General features: G+C 66.3%; 18 protein-coding genes. 13 read left to right on the top strand and 5 right to left on the bottom strand.

Going from position 1 to position 17,491, the window contains the following annotated elements; genetic code table 11:
* The first annotated feature begins 1 nt into the window (after position 1).
* The 5 genes from SLQ33_RS18905 to SLQ33_RS18885 are packed head-to-tail and all read left to right on the top strand — an operon-like array spanning position 2 to position 4,863.
* Positions 2 to 970, top strand: a complete 969-nt coding sequence (locus SLQ33_RS18905; RefSeq protein ID WP_319455394.1) for a zinc-binding dehydrogenase — start codon at positions 2 to 4, stop codon at positions 968 to 970.
* Positions 967 to 1,761: an HpcH/HpaI aldolase family protein gene (locus SLQ33_RS18900; protein ID WP_319455393.1), complete on the top strand. Its 795-nt coding sequence runs from the start codon at positions 967 to 969 to the stop codon at positions 1,759 to 1,761. The genes SLQ33_RS18905 and SLQ33_RS18900 overlap by 4 nt, the downstream gene beginning before the upstream one ends.
* On the top strand, positions 1,761 to 2,486 hold the full coding sequence (locus tag SLQ33_RS18895) for an SDR family oxidoreductase (RefSeq protein ID WP_319455392.1): 726 nt from the start codon (positions 1,761 to 1,763) through the stop codon (positions 2,484 to 2,486). Before SLQ33_RS18900 ends, SLQ33_RS18895 begins: the two co-directional genes overlap by 1 nt.
* Positions 2,483 to 3,952 carry an NAD(P)/FAD-dependent oxidoreductase gene (locus SLQ33_RS18890; RefSeq protein WP_319455391.1) on the top strand — a complete coding sequence of 490 codons (1,470 nt, stop codon included), beginning with the start codon at positions 2,483 to 2,485 and terminating at the stop codon, positions 3,950 to 3,952. Before SLQ33_RS18895 ends, SLQ33_RS18890 begins: the two co-directional genes overlap by 4 nt.
* Positions 3,949 to 4,863, top strand: coding sequence for an alpha/beta hydrolase (locus SLQ33_RS18885; RefSeq protein ID WP_319455390.1), 915 nt, complete (start codon positions 3,949 to 3,951; stop codon positions 4,861 to 4,863). The genes SLQ33_RS18890 and SLQ33_RS18885 overlap by 4 nt, the downstream gene beginning before the upstream one ends.
* On the opposite strand, the gene SLQ33_RS18880 is transcribed toward SLQ33_RS18885, so the two are convergent.
* Positions 4,856 to 5,335: an SRPBCC family protein gene (locus SLQ33_RS18880; protein WP_319455389.1), complete on the bottom strand. Its 480-nt coding sequence runs from the start codon at positions 5,333 to 5,335 to the stop codon at positions 4,856 to 4,858. The genes SLQ33_RS18885 and SLQ33_RS18880 overlap by 8 nt on opposite strands.
* A gap of 65 nt (positions 5,336 to 5,400) precedes the next feature.
* Here SLQ33_RS18880 and SLQ33_RS18875 point away from each other — a divergent pair, with 65 nt between their 5' ends.
* Positions 5,401 to 5,865 (top strand): nuclear transport factor 2 family protein, encoded by a 465-nt coding sequence (locus tag SLQ33_RS18875; RefSeq protein WP_319455555.1) that lies wholly within the window; start codon positions 5,401 to 5,403, stop codon positions 5,863 to 5,865.
* On the opposite strand, the gene SLQ33_RS18870 is transcribed toward SLQ33_RS18875, so the two are convergent.
* On the bottom strand, positions 5,846 to 6,436 hold the full coding sequence (locus tag SLQ33_RS18870) for a TetR/AcrR family transcriptional regulator (RefSeq protein WP_319455388.1): 591 nt from the start codon (positions 6,434 to 6,436) through the stop codon (positions 5,846 to 5,848). The two genes, SLQ33_RS18875 and SLQ33_RS18870, sit on opposite strands and share 20 nt — an antisense overlap.
* Positions 6,437 to 6,524: 88 nt before the next feature.
* On the opposite strand from SLQ33_RS18870, the gene SLQ33_RS18865 reads away from it, so the two are divergent.
* The 4 genes from SLQ33_RS18865 to SLQ33_RS18850 are packed head-to-tail and all read left to right on the top strand — an operon-like array spanning position 6,525 to position 10,879.
* Positions 6,525 to 7,442, top strand: a complete 918-nt coding sequence (locus SLQ33_RS18865) for a metal-dependent hydrolase (RefSeq protein WP_319455387.1) — start codon at positions 6,525 to 6,527, stop codon at positions 7,440 to 7,442.
* A gap of 10 nt (positions 7,443 to 7,452) precedes the next feature.
* The gene (locus SLQ33_RS18860) at positions 7,453 to 8,586 is read left to right on the top strand and encodes a hypothetical protein (protein WP_319455386.1); all 1,134 of its coding nucleotides are present in this window, start codon (positions 7,453 to 7,455) and stop codon (positions 8,584 to 8,586) included.
* Between the two features lie 39 nt (positions 8,587 to 8,625).
* Positions 8,626 to 9,693 carry an acyl-CoA dehydrogenase family protein gene (locus SLQ33_RS18855; RefSeq protein WP_319455385.1) on the top strand — a complete coding sequence of 356 codons (1,068 nt, stop codon included), beginning with the start codon at positions 8,626 to 8,628 and terminating at the stop codon, positions 9,691 to 9,693.
* Position 9,694: 1 nt separating this feature from the next.
* Positions 9,695 to 10,879 (top strand): acyl-CoA dehydrogenase family protein, encoded by a 1,185-nt coding sequence (locus SLQ33_RS18850; RefSeq protein ID WP_319455384.1) that lies wholly within the window; start codon positions 9,695 to 9,697, stop codon positions 10,877 to 10,879.
* Positions 10,880 to 10,969: 90 nt separating this feature from the next.
* On the opposite strand, the gene SLQ33_RS18845 is transcribed toward SLQ33_RS18850, so the two are convergent.
* Positions 10,970 to 13,606: an AAA family ATPase gene (locus tag SLQ33_RS18845; RefSeq protein ID WP_319455554.1), complete on the bottom strand. Its 2,637-nt coding sequence runs from the start codon at positions 13,604 to 13,606 to the stop codon at positions 10,970 to 10,972.
* A gap of 126 nt (positions 13,607 to 13,732) precedes the next feature.
* Between SLQ33_RS18845 and SLQ33_RS18840 the strand changes: the two genes are divergently transcribed.
* Positions 13,733 to 13,906 carry a hypothetical protein gene (locus SLQ33_RS18840; RefSeq protein WP_319455383.1) on the top strand — a complete coding sequence of 58 codons (174 nt, stop codon included), beginning with the start codon at positions 13,733 to 13,735 and terminating at the stop codon, positions 13,904 to 13,906.
* Between the two features lie 69 nt (positions 13,907 to 13,975).
* On the opposite strand, the gene SLQ33_RS18835 is transcribed toward SLQ33_RS18840, so the two are convergent.
* Positions 13,976 to 14,683 carry a DUF427 domain-containing protein gene (locus SLQ33_RS18835; protein ID WP_319455382.1) on the bottom strand — a complete coding sequence of 236 codons (708 nt, stop codon included), beginning with the start codon at positions 14,681 to 14,683 and terminating at the stop codon, positions 13,976 to 13,978.
* Positions 14,684 to 14,830: 147 nt separating this feature from the next.
* Between SLQ33_RS18835 and SLQ33_RS18830 the strand changes: the two genes are divergently transcribed.
* On the top strand, positions 14,831 to 16,261 hold the full coding sequence (locus SLQ33_RS18830) for a wax ester/triacylglycerol synthase family O-acyltransferase (RefSeq protein ID WP_319455381.1): 1,431 nt from the start codon (positions 14,831 to 14,833) through the stop codon (positions 16,259 to 16,261).
* Here SLQ33_RS18830 and SLQ33_RS18825 read toward each other — a convergent pair whose 3' ends face one another.
* On the bottom strand, positions 16,262 to 16,516 hold the full coding sequence (locus tag SLQ33_RS18825; RefSeq protein ID WP_319455380.1) for a DUF2631 domain-containing protein: 255 nt from the start codon (positions 16,514 to 16,516) through the stop codon (positions 16,262 to 16,264). It abuts the gene before it with no gap.
* A gap of 103 nt (positions 16,517 to 16,619) precedes the next feature.
* Here SLQ33_RS18825 and SLQ33_RS18820 point away from each other — a divergent pair, with 103 nt between their 5' ends.
* Positions 16,620 to 17,453, top strand: a complete 834-nt coding sequence (locus SLQ33_RS18820) for a mycofactocin-coupled SDR family oxidoreductase (RefSeq protein ID WP_319455379.1) — start codon at positions 16,620 to 16,622, stop codon at positions 17,451 to 17,453.
* Positions 17,454 to 17,491: the final 38 nt, after the last annotated feature.

The raw sequence follows: 17,491 nt of genomic DNA, 5'->3' as shown, positions 1-17,491 counted from the left end.
GATGTGGTCCTATCGCCTCGTCGCGCCGTACACCTTTGAGCGACGCGAACTTCCGGATCCCTCACCCGAGTCGCTGGCCGAAGGCCACGTGCTGCTGCAGTTTCTGGCCGCCGGCGTGTGTGGTAGCGACCTTCCCGGCTTCCGCGGAACCCAGGGCAAGCTGCCTGGCGACACCGGATCCAGCGCCGCCGAGATGGATGGCTTCCCGATCCACGAAATCGCGGGCGAGGTCATCGCGAGCAGACATCCCGAGCACCAGCGCGGCGACCGCGTCGTCGGGTGGGCATCTGGCTTCGACGGGCTCATGGAGCGCGTGGTGGCCGACGGAAACGGGTTGGCGCACTACGACTCAGCCCTGACCCCGCAGCATGCCGTGGCTCTGCAACCGCTGGCTTGCGTGCTGTACGCCGTCGAGCAGCTGCCCGACCTGACCGGACGCCACGTCGCCGTCATCGGGCAGGGGTCAATCGGGCTGCTGTTCTCGTACGTCGCCAAGGCCGCGGGTGCCGCGCGCGTCACCGGGGTGGACCCGGTCGACCGCACCGCCGTGGCCAGTGCGTTCGGGGTGGACACGGTCGTGCGCGCCACCAGCGACCGATGGGTGCGGCACCTCGCGGCCACCGACAAGCCCGACGTGGTGATCGAGGCCGTCGGACATCAGGTGGCGACGCTGGGCCACGCGGTGGAGGCCGCGGCCTTCGGGGGCACCGTGTTCTACTTCGGAGTGCCCGACGACGACAGCTACCCGATCAGCATGCGCATCATGTTGCGCAACAACCTGACGCTGAAGTCGGGTGTGACGCTCGACCGACGCCGCGTGCTCGCCCTCGCCGACGACTTCGCCAGGGCGCATCCCGACCTGTTGCCCGCCTACCTGACGCACACCATCAGCGTGTCCGACGTCCAGTCCGCATTCGAACTCGCTTGCCGGCCAACGCCGCAGCGCGTCAAGATCGCGCTGGTTCCATGACGAGCGCGAGCAGGCTGCAGGCGGCCTTCGCGGAGCCGGGGCCGGTTTGGGGTGGCTGGGTCGTCGGCCCCACCGACATCGGCCCCGAGGAGTTCGCCCGCGCCGGATACGGATACGTCGGATTCGACGTGCAGCACGGGTATCTCGGCGATGCCGATGCCGCTCGGTTGATCCGTCGGCTCGAGCACGTTCCGATCGCCACCGCGGTCCGACTGCCGACGGCGGAGGCGGCGCCCATCGGCCGCGTGCTCGACGCGGGCGCGGACGCGGTCATCGTCGCGATGGTCGAGTCCGCGGAACAGGCGGCCGCCGCGGTGGCCGCCACCCGCTATGCGCCCGACGGGGTGCGCAGCTTCGGGCCGCTGCGGGCCAGCCTCGGCCACGACCCGGCCGCACTCGAGGCGCGGGCCAGCGTGTTCGTGATGATCGAAACCGCCCGCGGCTTGGCGGCACTCGACGAGATCGCCGCGGTCGGGGGACTGGCCGGGCTCTACGTCGGCCCCGCCGACCTGGCGATCTCGATGGGGTACGGACTGGCGCAGGCGTGGACGGAACCGGCGGTCGTCAACGCCATGGTGCGCGTCGCCACGGTGGCGTCGGCTGCAGGCCTGATCGCGGGCGTGCACGCGGGCGACGGGAAGATCGGAAACATCATGGCGCAAAGGGGCTTTCGAATGATCACCCTGGCCTCGGAGTCGCAGGCGCTTCGCCGCGGCGCCGCCGACCACTTGCGTGAGGCGACCGGATCGGCCGACGCTTCGAGCAACCCCGCGGCGAAGGGGTACAGCTGATGGGCGATCGTGTCGCGTTGGTCACCGGAGCCGCCCGTGGCCAGGGCGCCGCGATAGTCAAACGGCTCGCCGACGACGGGGTGCGGGTGGCGGCATGCGACCTGCTCGCCGACGAATTGAGCGCCAGTGTCGAAGGATTCGGCGATGGCGTCATCGCGGTCCCGCTCGACGTGACCTCGGCTGAACAGTGGCAATATGCCGTCGCCGTCGCCGTCGAGCGGTTCGGGGCGCTCACCTCGCTGGTCAACAACGCGGGGGTGTTGCACCGCGCCTCGCTCGCCGACGAAACCGTCGCCGGGTTCGAGGGCAGTTGGCGCGTCAACTGCCTCGGCCCGTTCCTCGGCATCCAGGCGGCTCTCGAGCAGCTCCGGCGCGCCGATGGGGCCGCCGTCGTGAACACCTGCAGTACGGGTGCGATTCGGCCGTTTCCCAACCACGCCGCCTACGGGTCGTCGAAGTGGGCGCTGCGCGGTCTGACGCAAATTGCGGCCGCCGAACTCGCGCCAGCCGGAATCAGGGTCAACGCAGTGTTTCCCGGGCCCATCGAAACTCCCATGCTCGACCCGGCCACACAGAGCCGGCTCGTCGAGCGTGCGTTCAGCGGCCGGCTGGGCAAGCCCGCTGAGGTGGCCGACGCGGTGGCGTTCCTGGTGTCCGAGCACGCGTCCTTCATCACGGGATCCGAGCTCGTGGTCGATGGCGGCCAGAGCCTCCAGATCGGATGAGAAACGTGTCGAAGAAGTTGTCCGTCGGGATCATCGGCGCGGGACCCGGTGGGCTGGCCCTCGGGATCTTCCTGCAGAAGGCCGGCTTTCGCGACTTCACCATCTTCGACCGCGAGGACGGCGTCGGCGGAACGTGGCGGATCAACACCTATCCCGGGCTCGCCTGCGACGTGAAGAGCCACCTCTACTCGTTCTCGTTCCACCTCAACCCCGGCTGGTCGCGGCTATGGTCGGGCCAGCCGGAGATCCTGAGCTACTTCGAGCAGTGTGCCGAGCGCTACCGACTCGGCCCGCATCTCGTGCTGAACACGGAGATCGCCTCGGTGGCATGGGATTCCGCCACCGATACGTGGCAGCTGACCACGTCGACCGGCGAGTGCCACGTGTTCGACGTCGTGGTCTCCGCGGTCGGGCTGTTCGCTCAGCCCGTGATGCCTGTGCTTCTGGAGGAGGAGCCGTTCGCGGGTACGGTGATGCACACCTCGCGATGGGACCACTCCGTGCCGCTGGAGGACGCCCGCGTCGCCGTGCTCGGCACCGGTTCCACTGCGTCCCAGGTCCTTCCGGAACTGGCGAAGGTGGCCAAGCAGGTGTACTCGGTGCAACGGTCGCCGACGTGGATTCTGCCGAAGCCAGACCGGCCCTACACAGACCGCGAGAAGTGGGTCTTCGCACACGTTCCGCTTGCCAAGAAGGTCCACCGAACCAGGATGTGGCTGCGCAGCGAGCGCAACATCTCGGTGATCGAGAACGGCAGCGACAAGACCCAGGAGTTCAAGGCCATCGCCTTGAAGCACCTCGAGGCCACCGTCGACGATCCCGCGCTGCGCGACAAGCTCACCCCCGACCATCCAATGGGCTGCAAGCGCCTGGTGTTCTCCTCGGACTTCGTTCCGGCGCTGACGCAGGGGAACGTCGAGGTGATCTCCAGTCCCGCAAAGGCATTGCGCAGCCGCGCGCTGGTGACCGAGGACGGCACCGAGCTCGACGTCGATCTCGTCGTGTGTGCCACCGGGTACGCCGCAGCCGACTACCTCGGGCAGGTCGACGTGGTCGGCGAGCACGGCGTCTCACTGCGCGACACCTGGCACGACGGCGCCCACGCCTACATGGGCATGGCGGTGCCCGGCTTCCCGAACTTCTTCATGCTGTACGGCCCGAACACCAACGTCGGCTCCAACAGCGTGATCTTCATGCTCGAGGCGCAGGCCAACTACGTCGTGCGGATGCTGAAGTACATGCGGCGCAAGGGCAAGCGATACGTGGCGGTGCATCCGCACGCGATGACCGACTTCCTCGCCAAGATCGACCGGTGGATGGAGGGCACGGTGTGGACCACGCGGTGCAGCAACTATTTTCGGGCCGCCAACGGTCGCGTAGTGACCCAGTGGCCGCGCAGTGCGCGGGTGTTCTGGACCATGACCCGGCGGTTCAAGCGCGGTGACTACGCCTTCGACGCCCCGTGAGTGACGAAACGTTGACCGCTCGGCTTCACCCGGCGCTGCACCCGTTCGCGGAGGCACGAACCGACTTGTCCGCCAACAGCATCAATGTCTTGCGGCAGGCCCTGAACGAGCGCAGGGCCGACGCCGTCGAAGCGCTCGACACCACCGGTGTGGACATCGTCGACGACGCCGTCCCGGCGGGTTCGCATACGATTCCGGTCCGGATCTACCACGGCGGAGCAGAACCCGCGCCCGTGGTCGTCTACTGCCACTCGGGTGCGTTCGTGCTGGGCAACCTCGACATCGACCATCGCCAGTGCACCGAACTCGCCCGGCGCGCCCAGTGCACCGTCGTCTCGTTCGAATACCGCCTGGCACCCGAAAACCCCTATCCCGCAGGCCTGGACGACGCGCTGGCCGTGCTGCGGTGGGTCGACGCGGCCAGAGTCGCCGTGGCGGGCAACAGCGCCGGGGGAGCGTTGGCCGCGCTGTTGGCCCAGCATTCCGCACGGGGCCAGGCGCCACCGGTGGTGTTCCAGCTACTGCACCAGCCCGTACTCGACGACCGCTCGACGCCGTCGAAGGAGGAATTCCTCACTACGCCGGGGTTCGATGGGCCCGCGTGTAGTGCGATGTGGCAACACTATTCGGGTGGGGCACCGGTGCCTGCGGAGGCCGTGCCCGCCCGTGCGGGCGACCTCAGCGGCGTGCCGAGCGCCTTCATCTCCTGCTCGGAGTTGGACCCGCTGCGCGACGAGGCCATCGGCTACGCGACGACTCTGCTGCGAATGGGGGTGGCGACCGAACTGCACGTGATCCCCGGGACGTGCCACGGGTTCGACTCACTGCTGCCGGACTGGGAGCTCAGCCAGCGGCTCTTCGCGATGCAGGGCGATGCACTGCGACGCGCCCTCCACCCGCCCCTCAGGTAGCGGCGGCGGCGAGTTCCCGTGCGACGGCGGCGTGGTAGTCGTCGATGTTGGCAGGGTTGACGATCTGAAAGAACTTGTCCGGCATGGCGACGCCCTTGTACGCCTCGATCGTCATCGTCCTGGTAAACAGCGTGATGTCCGCACGTGGTCGGGTGAACTGATACTGGATGGTCATGCGGCCTTCCATGCCGCCATTGCCGTCGCGGTCATGGCCGAGCCGTCCGACCGAGTTGAAGACGAACATTCTCGGCCTCATCGCAATCGCGAGGTGCCAGGTGAAGATCCGGTCGCCCGCTGGGCCCGCTTCGGTCCACGTGTCACCCACCTTGAGGGGTAACTCGTCGGGCAGCCCCTCGATGTGCGCGCTCCCGGGATACGTCTTGGTCCAGTTCGCCGGGTTGGTGACGAAGTCGTAGACCTCCTCTGCGGACTGAGTGAACGCGGTCTCCGAACTGGTGGTCACGATGCCCATGGCACTAGCTTTACAGAGTCGTGCGAAAGTGTCACGCTCGACTAGTGGATGACGCTTCGAGGTTGATGGAGATTGAGTCGCTCAAGCAGCTCAAGGCGCGGTACTGCCGGTTGCTCGACACCAAGGACTGGACCGCGTGGCGCGCCATCTTCACTGATGACTTCCTCAGTGACACGTCCGAAGCGGGCGGCAAGGTCATCGAGGGCGCCGACGAGTTCATCGCCTTCCTCCGCAAGACGCTCGGAAAGCCCTCACAAGTCACCGCGCATCAGGTGCACGCACCTGAAATCGAACTGACCTCGGAGACGACCGCCAGGGGAGTCTGGGCGCTGGAGGACGTCGTGCGGATGGCTCCCGGGGTGAACATGCGCGGGTACGGTCACTACCACGAGACGTACGTCAAGAGTGGCGGCCAGTGGAAGATCAAGAGTTCCAAGCTGACTCGGCTTCGCGTCGACTTCTTCAACGGGCTGGTCTCTGTGTACGTGTCGGATCGGGTCAGCCGCCTGCTCAAGAGATTGCCGGTGTGATCCACCGGCGCAGAAACGCGCGGAGTTCGGTGCCGGACCGAGCGGGTTCGCGTGGGGCGATCACCATCGACTGAATGATGCGCAGCAGGAATTCGACGAGCTCGTCGAGCGTCTCCTCGGTGTAGCCCATTGCCGCCCAGTCGATGTGAGTGTGTTGAAGGGTGGCCCGACAGCGGGCGATCTCGTCGGGCATCAACATGCGGCGGCTGAACAGGTGGGTGTGGTCGTTGGCGAGCAGCAGGGTCAGCTGAGGCTCGTGGGGGAGCTGCTCGATGATGTAGGCCACCACTTCGATCAGCTGCTCGGTGACGTCCAATTCGGCGGTGACGGCCTCGATGCGGGCGACGAAGCCCCCGAGTGCGACCTCGGCGACGGAGGCGAAGAGGTCGTCCGTGCCCGAGAAGTAGCGGTAGATGGTGCGCCGGGTAATGCCAAGCGTGTCAGCGACGTTCGACAGCGTCGTCTGCGCCGTGCCGCGTCGTTCGATGCAGTGCAAGGTGGCGTCGATGATGCGCTTGCGCGCCTCGTCGTCGTCGGCGGGCGGCGATCCGGCCCAACCCTTGCGTCCCATTCCTTGACTCTATGCGCTCGGTGGTCGATCATTCAGAAGTTACACAATCTGTAATGGTGTGTAATCACTACGGCGAAGGGGTGGACCCATGACGGACCTTCAGGTGCGACGGCCGCGGTTCGACTTCACCGACGACGTGCCGTTCGTCTGGAACCCGCGCAATCCCGCGTTCTCCTTCTCGATGAACGCCACGTCGATCCTCGCCATCGGGTTCGAGCAGATGATCGTCGCGGCCGTGACGGAGGCCAAGCCGCTGATCACCGACCCCGCGGTCGCCGAGGAGGCGACGGCGTTCCTGCGTCAGGAGGCCCAGCATTCGGCGTCGCACCGCAAGCACGTGATGGCGCTGATCAAGCGGTATCCGGGGCTGCAGAAGGCGTTCGACGACAGCTTGGCGCTGTTCGACGAGGTCACCGCCACCAGGTCGTTGGAGTTCCGGCTGGCCTACGTCGCCGACCTCGAGGCGACGTTCACCCCGAGCTTCAAGTTGATGCTCGACAACTCCGACGTGCTGTTCCGGCCCGGGGACGACCGGGTCGCGTCGTTGTTCCTCTGGCACTTCGTCGAGGAGGTCGAGCACCGCAGCTCTGCGTTGGTCATCTACGACGCGGTGGTCGGCAAGCGGTGGTACCGGATCCGCGCGCTACCCGGCGTCGTCAAGCACATGCTGCGGGTGATGGAGGTCATCGCCGACGGCGTCAACGAGCACGTGCCGTTCGAGGATCGTCAGGTGGACGCACGTACCCTGCTGCCGTCGTACGGAATTCGGCAGTCGATGCGCAAGCTGCGCCCGTCCGGGCGCGACGAAGCCGATGCGGGGCCGCCCGCGTTCGCGGGGGTCCCGCTCAGTCAGAAGCTCGTCGCCGGTGTGCGGGTGCTGCTGAGTCAGACGCCGTTCCACGATCCGGCCGAGGACCGGCTGCCACGGTTCGCCGACGAGTGGTTCACACGGTGGGACGAGGGATGCGACGTCGCCCACTGGTACGGCTCCACCGTGGCGGGCTGAGGTCGAGCCCATGTCGCAATGCAACGAGACGTTCGATCGGATCGCCGGTGAGTTGGGCGGATTCACCTGCCACGACGCACCTTCGGTGATTCACCTCCGCAATCCGCTGGCGCTGACCAACTGGACTCTGCCGGTACTCGAGGCGATGATGGTGTTCGGCGCGGTGCTGGCGCTGTGGTGGGCCATTCGCAGACTGCGGCGGGAGGGCGATCCGACCAACCTGGTGCTGTGGGTCGGCTCGATCGTGTACCTGCTCGTCACCGAGATACCGCTGTACTTCCCGGACGTCTTCGGCATCCAGGACCAGATCGGCGTGGTGTTCGACCACAACGTCTTCACCGTTCAGTTCCTCTACGAACGGCTGCCGCTCTACATCGTTGCGCTGTATCCGGCCGTCACGACCCTGGCCTTCGAGATCGTGCGTAGCCTCGGCACGTTCCGCAGGCACGGCATCGTGGTCGGCGCCGTCTGTGTCGGGTTCGTCCATCACTGCTTCTACGAGGTCTTCGATCAGCTTGGGCCCCAACTGCGTTGGTGGCAGTGGAACACCGACAACCCGCTCAATCATCCGTTCTTCAGTTCCGTACCGATGACGAGCGTGGTCATCTTCGCCACGCTGGGGCCCGCGGTGCTGACCTTCCTGACGATGCTGCTCGTCGGTCGTCACGTCGAAGCCGGCCGCCGCTTCACTGGCGTGAGCCTGACGTGGCGCACCCTGGTCGCCGGCGCGCTCGTGGTGGTCGGCGTGGGGATCTTGTCCGTGCCCTCGTCGGTGTTCGGCGGTGACGAGCCCAACACCACCGCGCAGGCGGTCGTGTTCGCCGGCTACCTGGCCCTCTTCGCAATCGTCGCCGTCCCGGTGCTAGTGCGCCGGCGGCTCGACGAGCGACCAGTCGCCGCGAACCCCTTCGTCCAGCTCTTCGGACCCCTGTACCTGGGTGTGCTGGCTCTGCTCTGGCTCAGCGCACTGCCCGCCTACTTCGGGGCGGTCGACGGAGTGACAGGCGACGGCACGCCCACCGGCACGCTCTCCTACGCGGTCGCCTGCTTCGTCATCGCAGGCCTCGCCGTCGCCGCCGCCTGGCCGTCGAGGATCGGCGGCGCGACTTTACAAAATAGTGAGGAAATGTCACGCTCGCTGTAGGAGTTGCCGTGATGGCAGCGGGAACAGCGGAGCGCGCCGATGGATCGATTTGAGTTGCGCAGGCTGGATTACAGCCTGTCGGAGGACCACAACGACCTTCAGTCCGCGTATCGACAGTTCTTCAAGACCCAGTGCGGCATCGAGACGGTTTGGGCCGCAGAGGGTTCCGGCTTCGACAAGAGTCTCTGGGAGCGACTGTGCGTCACGGGCGCCACGACGATGGCGTTGCCCGACGCCGTCGGCGGCGACGGCGCGACGCTGGTCGACCTGACGCTGGTCGCCGAGGAGGTGGGCCGGGCGATCGCCCCGGTGCCCTGGATCGACCACGTCTGCGCCACCCGGCTGCTCGCCGCACTGGGTGCACTGGGTGACGACGCGCAGTCGGCCGCACTGATCAACGGTGAGCAGGTCGCCTGTCTCGACCCCCGGGTCGACGGTCGTGGCGGCAAGCGGCTGATCCCGGCGGGGGCGGTAGCCGACCACGTCGTGATCCGCGAGGGCGACGACGTTGTCCGACTGTCCTTCGACACCAGGCCGACGAAGGTAGACAACATCGGCCGGCTCCCGATGGCCTGGGTCGACCCGGCGTCCGCCGATCACCGGCTAGTGCTCGCCAGCGGTGCCGAAGCCGTCGCGAGTTACCAACGGGCTCTGGATGAATGGCGAGTGTTGATGGCTGCGGCCCTGACCGGCCTTGTGGAGGCCACCATGCTTGCGGCGGCCGAATTCGCCAAGACCCGGTACACGCTCGGTGTGCCCATCGCCACCTTGCAGGGGATCTCGCACCCGTTGGCGAACGTCGCGATCACCGTCGAAGGCGGCCGCAATCTCGCCCGTCGCGCCGCGTGGTTCCTGGACAACGAGCCCGACGAACGGCCCGAGCTCGCGGCGTCCGCGTTCGTCTTCATGGCCCACGAGGCGCCAAGGGCTGCCACCACGGCCGTCCACGTTCAGGGCGGTCTCGGGGTCTCGGCGGAGGCAGCCTCGTCGGCGTACCTGCTGCGGGCCAGGGGCTGGGCGTTGGCCGGCGGCGATCCCGCAGCCAGCGCCAAACGGATCGCCGAGCTCGTCTGTGCTCGGGAAGCCCAAGCGGGACGGAGCATCTGACGTGGACTTCTCCCGAGTGGCCCTGTCCGACGAGGACCAGGAGTTCCAGCAAGAGCTGAGGTCGTTCCTCGCCGAGCTGGTGACCGACGAGGTGATCCGGCGCGACCGCGAGACGGGTGAGAACTTCGACGAGGAGGTACATCTGGCGTTGGGCGGCGCGGGATACCTGGAATCGGACTGGAAGACCGCAGCCGAAGGCGGATTCAACGCGGTGCGCCGCCGGATCTGGGAGCTCGAGATCAGCCGGGCGCACACCCCGTGGTTCCACTGGGGGACGACGGCGATGGTGGCGAAGTCGGTCGCGCAGTTCGCCGCGCCCGACCTGGCCAACGAGGTGCTACCCGGCGTGCTCGCGGGCCGAACGCGACTGTGCCTCGGGTACACCGAGCCGGATGGCGGCTCCGACATCGCGACGTGCAAGACCCGAGCCGTACGCGACGGTGATCACTGGATCATCAACGGTTCCAAGATGTTCACGTCCAACGCGCACAACGCGCACTACGTCTTCCTCATCACCAACACCGACCCGAACGAGCCAAAGCACAAGAGCCTGACCATGTTCCTGGTGCCCTTGGATACGCCGGGCGTCGAGATCCAGGGCATCCGCACCGTCGACGGCGACCGCACCAACATCACCTACTACAGCGACGTCCGGATCCCGGACCGCTACCGCGTCGGTGACGTCCATGGCGGCTGGGCGGTCCTGCGGCAGGCCCTCGACGCCGAACATGGAACGTACGAGCGCGGCTCCGACGGCCTGGAGAAGATCGCCGTGATGACCGAACACATCAACGTGATGGCCGAGGCGGTCGACCACGTCGCCGCGGTCGTTGCGACCGAGGACGAGACGGGCCACCGCCTCCTCGACGACGACGCGGTGAAGCTGCGGCTAGGCGTCGGCATCGCACGCATGGAGGCGGCGATGAGCACTCCGGAGATGTTCGGTCGCGTCGCCATCGCGCAGACCATGCGCGACGTGACCCCCGACCTGATGGACCTGCTGGGCTCCGCGGCCAGCCTCCCGGTGGGCACCGAGGGCGCCGCCGACGACGGTGGCGTCGAGTACGTCTTCCGGCTCGCGGGTCCGACGGGCATCTACGGCGGCACGCTGGAGGTGTTCCGCAACATGATCGCTCAGCACGCACTGGGGCTGGGGCGCCCCAACTACTCGCCCGCCAAGTCTTAAGCTGAGCACTTCTGAGACGGACTTCAGAGACGGCATCACCTCGGGTGATACGGATATGCGGGTCGCAGAAGTCGGTGTCTCGAATGTGGTCTATTTCGAGACAGCATTGAGTTCTGCTCGGGCCTGGTCGATCTGCTCGTAGGCGTATATCACGATCTCGGCGGTGCTCATGGTCTCGCCTTGGCCCGCCAGTGATTCGTAGGCGGATTCGCCGAGGGCCTCGCGCAGGTGGGCGACCCCTGAGCCGATCTCGGGGAGCCACGATGCGGTAAAGGGATTGACTGAATAGCCCGAAATGGTGGCGGCTTGTTTTTCACGTCCCAACTCTTGAAGAAGCGTCGCTAGGACAGTTAGCGGTACACACATGACTAGGACATTTCCGGAATCGTGATAGTTGCGGATGGCGAGATTGAGATAGTCGAGTGCGGTCAGCGGCTCGCCGTGTTGGGCCTCGAGACGACCAAGGACGGTCACGAGGTGGGTTTCGTTGTAGTGGTTTCCGCTGTGTTGGGCGATCAGCAGGCCCTCGCGCAAAGCGTTACGTGCGCCGACGGGATCGGCATCGAGACAGGCGATGCCGCAAGTGAGAAGTGCATGTGAGTGCGCCCACGGGTTTGACAAGGCGTTAGCGGCGTCAATCAGTCCTTTGGCGGTGGCCATCGCCTCTGCGTGCGAACCGGCCCTCATCAGTCCCAACACCAGTGCGGTCCTGGTCACTGCGTAAGGGTCGTGACCGCGTGCAAGCAGGCCACGTATCCATTCGATTTCGGGCTGGGCGATCCCCTGCCTGACATTCACACCGACAAGCCAACTCTCGAAACCCGATAGCGCGTCGTAGCCGCTGCGTTCTACAACGATTTTCCCGGCGTCGCCGTAGCGGACGGCTTCTTCGACACGTCCCAACATTTGGCAACGTGTCGCCACTTCGTACAGGTCCCCCAGCCGGGGATGGTCGACGGCGCGGACAGGTTCGATCAGCTCTTCGGCCCAGGCTATCGGCTCGTAATTCTCGGTTAGAGCGCCAAGTACTGTCGCGTATACCGCGATCGGGATGGCCACGTCGAGCTCGCCGTGGTCAGCGGCCCACCGAAAGGCGGCGCGCAAATTGGCCAGCTCGGCGGTGAACCAGTCGTAGGCCTCGCGCTGTCGGGGGCTGTCCCACACGGCCATGATGTCTGTTTCACGCTCGGCGAAGTAGCGAGCATGGGCGGTCCGGACCTCGGTGGCTTCACCGCGACCAATGAGTTGTTCTTCGACGAACTGGCGAATCGTCTCCAACATCGAAAACCGGGTCTGCTCCGACGTCCGATCGGTGACTACAAGCGACTTGCGCACGAGCGCATCCAGCAGATCCAGTGTGGCGAGGTCGTCACCAGAATTGGCGACGGCGCATGCGGCGGGGAGGTCGAACCCGCCAGCGAACACCGAACACCTTGCCAGTAGAGACTTTTCGACATCGTTCAGATGGTCATATGACCATGCCACCGCGTGGCGTAGTGTTTGGTGACGTTCTAGCCCGCGCCGAGACCCGACCAGCAGGCGGAACCGGTCATCGAGGCGATCCCGCAGCTCGATGACCGTCATCGAGAGCAGACGCGCTGCGGCCAGCTCGATGGCCAACGGGATACCGTCGAGGCGGCGGCAAATCTCGATGACCGCCGCCGTCTGATCAGTTGTGGCCAAAGAGAACCGCTGCGCCACGCTACGGGCGCGCTCGATGAACAGTGTCACCGCAGCCGAGTCGGCACCGGCGTCAACGTCCAGTGAGGACACCAGCCACAGCTGCTCGTCAGCAGCCCCCAAACCTTCGCGGCTGGTCGCCAAAACCTTCACAGTGGGAGAGCGCGCGAGGATGGCCTCGACGAGATCGGCGACTGCGTCGCGCAGGTGCTCGCAGTTGTCCAACACCAACAGCCGGACTCTGCCCTCCAGCGCGGCGGCCACCGACTCGGTCACGCTTTTACCCGGCTGCTGAGTGATGCCCAAGACCGCCGCGACCGCGTCGGGCACCGCTGCGGGATCAGTAACCGCCGCAAGCTCGAAAACCCAAACCCCGTCGGGGAACTCATCGTTCAGTTGTGCCGCGACTTCCAATGCGAGGCGCGTCTTGCCGACCCCGCCGACTCCGGTCAGGGTCACCAACCGATGTGTGCGCACTGCGGCTTGGACCTCGGTGACCTCGGTCTCGCGTCCGATCAGGCTCGCGGTCCCTGGTCGCAAATTTCCCGGACTCGTATCCAGCGCCCGTAGTGGCGGAAAGTCCGTCTGGAGGCTGGGCGCTCGGACCTGGAACAACCCCACCGGCGCTGACACATCACGCAAACGGCGCGGTCCCAAATCGACCAGATCGACTTCACTGAGAAGTATCGCTGTCGAGTCGGCCAGCAGGACCTGACCGCCGTGCCCGGCAGCCATTACCCGCGCAGCCCGGTTGAGCACTGCTCCGAAGTAGTCACTGTCGCGCAGTTCGGCCTCGCCGGTCGCCAGTCCCATCCGCACGGGTAACTCCAGTGCACGCTGTGCGTCTACTGCAGCATCTACAGCAGATTTCGGCGACGCGAACGCGGCGCACACACCATCGCCGGTGTGTTTGAACATGAAACCATCGTGGGCGTCGATCACCGTGCGCAACACCTGATCGTGCTTCGACAGGTCCGCCCGCATCGACTCCGCATCTGTTTCCCACCGACGGGTCGAACCCTCAATGTCGGTGAACAGGAACGTCACCACGCCCGTAGGTGCGTACCCCGTGGACACTGGCACAGGATGTCACACAAACTCCCAGTTCAATGCTGCAATCGTGACTGACTTTCGAGACTCTCGTATGCCGTGTGTTTTGAGACTCTCTGGTGGATGAAGAACGCCGAAACCACCTACCACATCGACTACACCTTCGTGTCGCCGCCCGATGCGATCGAAACTGTCTCGGTAGGCGCTTATGCCGAGTGGATTAAACACAGCGACCACAGCCCAATGACGGTCGATCTGCGCGTTCATCCCGATGCCCGTGATAAGGCAGGGATTTGAGACTCTTGGCATTCGTCTATTTCGCGAGACCGTTTTGCTGCCAACCCGTGTGGGGCAGGCCCGACCGACTCAGACCTCGCAGCCACACGACGAGGCGCCGTCGGCGCTCGGCAACTCGGCGATGACGTCGCACCGGGTCGCGTCGAAGCTCAGGAAGCCCCCGATGGGCGTGGTCTCGGGCAGCGGCTCCGGGTAGCTCCACGCCACGTCCTCGACGACGAGGTCCCCGACGGCGGCGGTCCAGTACGTCGCCGTCCCCTTGTAGTTGCAGTAGCTCGACGTCTCGGACGGCCTCAGCACATCCATCCGGACTAGGGCTGGTGCCACGTAGAGCCTTGGCTCCAGCGATGTTTCGAACACGATGACCGTGTCGCTGGTGTCGACGAGAACGACATCGCCGACTGAGACGCGCAGGCCCCGCGAGGTGGGGCGGCAGTCGACCCGGTGATACGGGTTCGGCGGATAGTGCACCAGCCGCCGACCCTCCTCGACCCACGCGTCCACCGCATCCCAGGGCACGCGGACGAATCCGGGGGCTTCCGGAACCGGCTCGTGCGGCAGCTGCCCGACCTCGTCGGCCGGAAACGCGTAGCTGAGCGGCTGGCCGAGCCGGTGCACCATCAACGCCCGCTCGGTGTCGATCACCGGTTGGCCGTCCACCAGCGCCTGAATGCGGCGGGGGTGCAGTTCGACGTAGACCGGCTGGGCCGGCACCGGCGGGGTGAACCAGCCGGCTGGATCCTGTCCGAACGGCCCGCGGCCCGCGACGAGACTCATGGCACCAAGGCTTACAAAGTCAACGAAGAATGTCACGCCCGGCTGTGACGTCCACCGGCTCGGCTTGTGACGGTTTGGTCGAAGTGGTCGGCTAGGTCCCCTGGGGGGAGTCAAATCGAGCTGCGCCACGCGGCGAGGGGAGGTCCAGTGAGGCGACTCAACGGTGTCGATGCCCTCTTGCTGTACAGCGAGGCGCCGCAGATCCACATGCACACGATGAAGATCGGGATCCTCGATGTCTCCGGACTCGACGGCGGGTTCACCTTCGAGATGTTCCGCGAGATTGCGGAGCCCCGGTTGCTGGCGCTTCGGCCGCTGCGGTACCAGTTGGTGAACATTCCGTTCAAGCTGCACCACCCGATGTGGATCGAGAACGCCGAGCTCGACTTCGACTACCACGTGCGGCAGGTAACGGTGCCCGCGCCGGGCGGCCGTCGCGAACTCGACCACCTCATCGGCGAGCTCGCCGGCACACCGCTGGACCGAAACCGCCCGCTGTGGGAGATGTACGTCGCCGAGGGGCTCACGGGTGACCGGATCGCCGTCATCCACAAGGTGCACCACGTGCTGGCCGACGGCGTCGCGTCGGCGAATCAGATGGGCTGGGCCATCCAGCCGGACCCGCCGGAGCTTCCGTCGACCGCCATTCGCACCGAAGACGCCGAGCGCACCACGATCGGACTGCTGAGGGCCGCGGTCCGGGACCACGTGCGTCAGCTGCGCCGGCTGCCCGGGCTCGTCGCCGAGACGGGCCGTGGTGTGACGCGCGTGCGTCGTCGGGGAAAGGAGCGTGGCAAGCACCCAGAACTGGCGTCGAACTTCGCGCCGCCGCCGTCGTTCATCAACCACGTGGTGTCGCCCGTTCGCCGGTTCGCGACCGCGCCGCTGGCGCTCGCCGACGTCAAGGAGGTCGCGAAGGCGCTCGGCGTCACGCTCAACGACGTCGTGCTGGCGACGGCGGCGGGTGCGCTACGCGAGCTCTCGCTGCGCTACGACGGGGCTGCGGAGTCACCGCTGATCGCTGGGGTGCCGATCAACTACGGCAACCTGGATCGGTTGGTGGGCAACGAATTCACCTACCTGACACCGTCGCTGCCCATCCACCGCGACGATCCGCTCGAGCGCGTCAGCTTGACCGCCACGTCGACGCGGATCGCGAAGGAGAACCACCAGCTGCTCGGCCCCAGCCTGATCCCGGCGTGGATGAACTACCTGCCGCCGGCGATTGCACCTTCGGCCTTCCGCTGGCAGTCCAAGCGGATGGGGTCCAGCGCGATCATGAACTTGACCGTCTCCAACGTGCCCGGTCCACGCGAACGCGGACACTTCAGCGGCGCGACGATCAGCGAGATCTACTCGGTGGGCCCGCTGGTGGTCGGCAGTGGCATGAACATCACCGTGTGGAGCTACGTCGACCAGTTGAGCATCTCGGTGTTGACCGACGATCTGACCACCGATGATCCGCACGAGATGACCGACGCAATGGTGCAGGCCTTCGTCGATATCCGCAGGGCCGCCGGATTTTCCGAGCACCTCACCGAAGTCGGTGCGGTCCTACCGTTGGCGGCGGCGCGCTAGCTAGCGGGTCCACCCGCGGCGGCGCAGCCACCAGTCGCGCCCGACGATGAAGAAGATCACGACGGCGAAGAAGATGAGGAAGACGTCCTCGACGCGGCCCACGTGGTTACCGCGCAGCATGCACAGCATGAAGATCCCGGAGAGGATGCCGCAGATCTGAAGCAGGCGGTGGTTCTCCTTGGACCAGCCCCAGTTCGCGGAGGGCACTTCCTCGACGTCGACGCCGGTGTGTCGCTCGACCTCGGTGTTGGCCACGGCTGCTCCTCGGGTGGTGAGTGTCAACTGGCCACATTCTGGCATACGACGTGCCGTCGTAGCCGATGCAGTGGCAGCGGACGGCTTGACTAGGGTGATCGTCGTGTCACAGCCATTCGAGGGCAAGGTCGCGTTCATCACCGGCGCCGCGCGGGGCCAGGGCCGCGCACACGCCGTCCGGTTCGCCGAAGAGGGCGCCGACATCATCGCGTTCGACCTCTGCGACCAGATCGCCAGCGTCGGATACCCCATGGCGACTCCAGAGGATCTCGACGAGACCGTCAACCTGGTCGAGAAGACCGGCAGGCGCATCGTCGCCGAGCAGGGTGACGTCCGCGACCTCGAGGCCCTGAAGTCAGCCGTGGCCAAGGGCGTCGAGGCGTTCGGGCGGATCGACTTCGTGCTCGCCAACGCGGGGATCCTGACCGGGATCGGTGATCGGCGGCGCGAGCCCGCCACGTTCGTCGACGCCATCGACGTGATGCTCAACGGCGTGTACTACACGGTCGAGGCGGCGCTGCCCGCGATGCTGCAGCACGGCGACGGCGGGGCGATCGTCATCACCAGCTCGGCGGCCGGACTCAAGTCGATCAGTCCGGGCTTCGACACGATGAGCGCCGGAGCGGCGGGGTACAACGCCGCCAAGCACGGTGTCGTGGGCCTGATGCGCTACTTCGCGACGTCGTTGGCGGAGAAGAACATTCGCGTCAACTCGGTGCATCCCGGCGGAGTGCCGACCCCGATGGTCATCAACGAGGCGGCCGGCCGCTTCGTCGAGGAGACCGGCGGGTTCGGCGTTGGCCAGCAGCCGGTGTTGCCCATCCCGGTCGTCGACCTCGTAGACGTCAGCGACGCGATGGTGTACCTGTGCGGCCCGTCGGGCCGGTTCCTGACCGGTGTCACGCTGCCGATCGACGGCGGCCTCCAGCTGAGGTAGAACCGATCACCTGAGACCTCGCGATGCGGCAGTGTGAG

This window comes from Mycobacterium sp. RTGN6 (assembly GCF_033804605.1).
Lineage (GTDB): Bacteria > Actinomycetota > Actinomycetes > Mycobacteriales > Mycobacteriaceae > Mycobacterium.
This window is presented reverse-complemented; position numbering and strand designations above follow the sequence as displayed.